General features: G+C 45.8%; 2 protein-coding genes. One reads left to right on the top strand and one right to left on the bottom strand.

Annotation, left to right across the window (positions count from 1 at the left end; translation table 11 throughout):
- The first annotated feature begins 396 nt into the window (after positions 1-396).
- Positions 397-714, top strand: a complete 318-nt coding sequence (locus tag QUB64_RS01460) for a hypothetical protein (RefSeq protein ID WP_333278624.1) — start codon at positions 397-399, stop codon at positions 712-714.
- 1,501 nt (positions 715-2,215) lie between these two features.
- On the opposite strand, the gene QUB64_RS01455 is transcribed toward QUB64_RS01460, so the two are convergent.
- The coding region (locus tag QUB64_RS01455) for a CHAT domain-containing protein (protein ID WP_333343301.1) at positions 2,216-3,707 on the bottom strand (1,492 nt) is incomplete at its 5' end.

Below are 3,707 nucleotides of genomic sequence, written 5' to 3'. Positions count from 1 at the left end.
GGCTTCATCGTGGGGTGGGGGCGGGTTTATTAGTTTGTTTGTCCTAGTTAAGATGGTTGGTGAACCCGCCCCTACAGCCCGATCGAACCTGGTGCAAAATTTAGGTTAAATAGATATAATTGTGGTAGGGGCGGGTTCGCCAATGTATCCAGAAAAAAATGATAAATCTCATAAACCCGCCCCGGGCTAATCGTGGGGTGGGGGCGGGTTTACGAGTTTGTTTGTCCTAGTTAAGATGGTTGGTGAACCCGCCCCTACAGGCCGATCGAACCTGGTACAAAATTTAGGTTAAACAGATATAATTGTGGTAGGGGCGGGTTCGCAAAGGTATCCCGAAAAAAACAATAAATACGATCAACCCGCCCGGGCTAAATTTAATTCAAGGAGAAATCAACCATGACAGACGAAGAATTTATTTCAGGTTTCCTGCAAGTCTTTGAAACCAAACCCGAAATATTTGAACAATTCGGGGCAGTTGATGCTTTAGCAAGTCTCAACAATACGATATCCCAGATGGCGGATTCATCCAACCAAGAAGTAGCCGATGCCATTGGCAATTGGTGTGCCGACTATCCTAAAATAACAGATGAAATCAATTTAATTGATAGAAAACTCAAGCCACAAGCCACGAAAACTGAAGGACAAAACGAAAGGCTATCAAATCGCTATCCCGAATTACCCGAAAACCTCAAAAAACGCATCCCTAAATCCTAGCCACCGCCCAACAACATGAGTGAGAAAATTTCTGCCCCCAATGTTTATTTGTACGCTTTCCAACTGCACAATCACAGTAAGGGCAGCAATAATCCTCTGTGGAAACACTGCGACAACATCCTCGCCCACTTCACTGATAAAACGGTAGCACCTTATCTAGTTTTTCCTCAAAATTCTGACAGCTACCGCCAGGATTTGCTGCGCGATGTCTCGCTGGGATTCCACAGCAATCCGCCCATAGAAGGTTTTGTTCAACCGCTACAAATTCAAGATAGCTATGCTTTCTGCTTAAATATAGGTTGCCCGGAAGATGGCACGGCTGATAATGTAGATGTCGATCTAATTCAGAAATTCAACCCAAATCAAGCTTTACTCATCAGCGGCGATGACAATTTTTTAGGCGAAACTCTTCTCATCACCGCATGGCTTCCCGAAAACTCATCGGATAATTTAGATTCCCTCAAACCCCTCGCCGATAAATGCCGCGATGCTTTATTCCAGGGAAATTCGCCACCTACATTCTACCGTTTGGGTAAATTATTCGGCAGTCCGATTTTTGAATACGGTTCAATTGCCGATATTGCGAATTACCGCCACCTGCTTGTGTGGCTGCTTTCGGAACGACAAACTGATAAGGATTTTAACACTTGCCAGGAAGAACTACTAGACCTACTATTTCACCGCAACAAAATTATCAAAGCTTTTCAAGACAGCCGCCAAGTTTACCACGAACTCGATCGCGAATACGCCGAAATAGAGCAAGATATACAGTACGTGCAGCAGCAACTCACCGACGCGGGCACTTCCCTGCAACCCCCACAATTGCAGAGTTTTAAGGAACAGCTAAAGGTTCTCCTCCGCAAAGCCTTGTCATATACTCGCCTGCTGCGGAAACTCGAAGATTATGACAATTGTATTGCGATAAATCTTAACAATTACAATGACTTTTTGCAAAAAATCTGTGATATACTAGGAATCGATAAGGAAGAACTATCTATATTGAATCACTTCAGTAGAAAAACTGCTCCTTATATGCGATCGCAAATAGCAGCAGACTTAGGATATTTCCGCCACGGAACGCACTTAATCGACCAGGCGATCGCCTCCATCCGCGGCATAGTAGAAATAGAACAAGCCAAGAACGATCGCACAAACCAGATCGCACTCCGCAACAGCGAGCAAGATGAGAAAGATCGGGACGATCGCCTAGAAAGCACCGTACAGGCGATCGGCGTCGGTTTAGCAGCCGGAGGTATCGCAGCATCCAGCGGTACAGACAAACTCTTCGAGACAGTCCAAAACCATCACGTCCCACTTGTCATGCACCTGCATCCGTTTGCATTCTCCTTTTTGTTGAGTTGCGCGATCGCCCTTCTCGCAGCCGGCATTACCTGGTGGCGCACCAAACCGAAAAAGAACGACCAAAATCAAACAGGTTCGATCGTTCGGACTTCAGTCCGCATCTTTAATCCTAGGACTAAAGTCCTCACTACAAACCCAATTACCAAGGACTCCCAATCATCACAAAAGCCGACCAATAATAAGGATGCGACAACTTCAAATCAGCAAACCCCTGCAAAGATTGCGGCAACTCCACCCCTTCACCCCGACTCGAACCCCGCAACCTACCGCCCTCCAAACGCACATCTCCCCGCAACATCGCAATTTGCGCTTGTCGCAGCGCCGCCGCCCTAATTCGCGCCGTCTTTAACTGCTGATAAAACTCAGTCATCAATCCCAAAGTACCCTCATCCGAAACATACCACAAACTCCCCACAGCCGTTTGCACCCCAGCTTGTAGCGCCAAACCCCCAAAACCTAACTCCGCACTGTCATCACCCACCGCAGTCCGACAAGCACTTAAAACTAATAGATTTACCTGCGGATTATTCAATCCCAAATCACGCAATTGATTCAGTCTTAACCGACTATTCCACAACTGAATAAAAGAATTATTCGGCACCCCCGGACGAAATTCGCCGTGAGTAGCTAAGTGAATAATCCCAAAAGGTCGGCTTTGATGCTGTTGCTTCAAATTATCGAAAGTGAAACCCTCATTCAGAAAACTAACTCCCGGCCATTCTCGCGAAATAGCCGCTATTTCCGCAGGAACCGCTGGTAAAGGATTCAACTCCGAAAATTGCGACGCACCCATGGCTAAAACTTGAGATTTTCTGATATCCACGTAACGACTATCTGTTAAATTAATACTCGGCATCAAACTGAGATTGTACTTTTCGATCAAAAATTGCTTTCCGTCGTGCAACGCAGCAAAGGGCATACCTCTCAAACCGCGATCGACAACAAACGAAATAGTATCGGTTTCGCACTTCTTCAAATTCTCCTCCAAAGGCTCAACCATCCACTTATAAAGCTGCTGGGCAGATGGTAGATAACTCGTAGTATTGCGCCTGCCTGGATTAGTAATCTCATTCCTAAACGTAGTTACAAATTTCAGCAGTTCTTTTCGGTGCGCTTCCGGTACAGTTTTGTGAACTACTGCACCGCAAGAATCTACCAACATTAAATCTAATTTTTCCGATCGCGAAAACAGATAAATTAAACTGGGTTTCGTTTTGGTTGCTGCGCCCACCGATACTAATTTTTTCTTGATGTCGTCTGCCGATAGTAAATCCTTGCTGATGTTAAGACCGAAATATTCCTCGAATTCTTGGCCGAAAGATTTCTCCAGCAGAGGTAAAGCTGCTGATAGTTTCCCTGCATCAAAGTTTCTGCCGATATCACCCCGAAATGGTGGTACAAAAACAGGTTCTTTCGGATTTCCACCGATGAAATTTCTGAGTCCTCTCGGAGATTGCATTCTTTCCGGCGGCATCCTTTCACCGGGTTTGCCTAGATCTCGCGATATGCTGTTTTGATTCTGCCGCTGTTCGGGATTAAAGGGTTGGTTGGAATCGGGAAAAACCCGGTTTCTATCTAATAGAAATCTACCGCTTGGCGATGGTGGCGGAGGAGTTGTACCGGGTGGAGTT

Origin of the sequence: Microcoleus sp. Aus8_D2 (assembly GCF_036702665.1) — a bacterium.
Taxonomy (GTDB): domain Bacteria; phylum Cyanobacteriota; class Cyanobacteriia; order Cyanobacteriales; family Microcoleaceae; genus Microcoleus.
The sequence above is the reverse complement of the archived record's forward strand: the minus strand, read 5'-3'. Positions and strand labels throughout refer to the sequence as shown.

Excerpts from the sequence above, each read along its gene's own strand:
- QUB64_RS01460 (WP_333278624.1), top strand. The coding sequence starts at position 397 with ATGACAGACGAAGAATTTATTTCAGGTTTCCTGCAAGTCTTTGAAACC.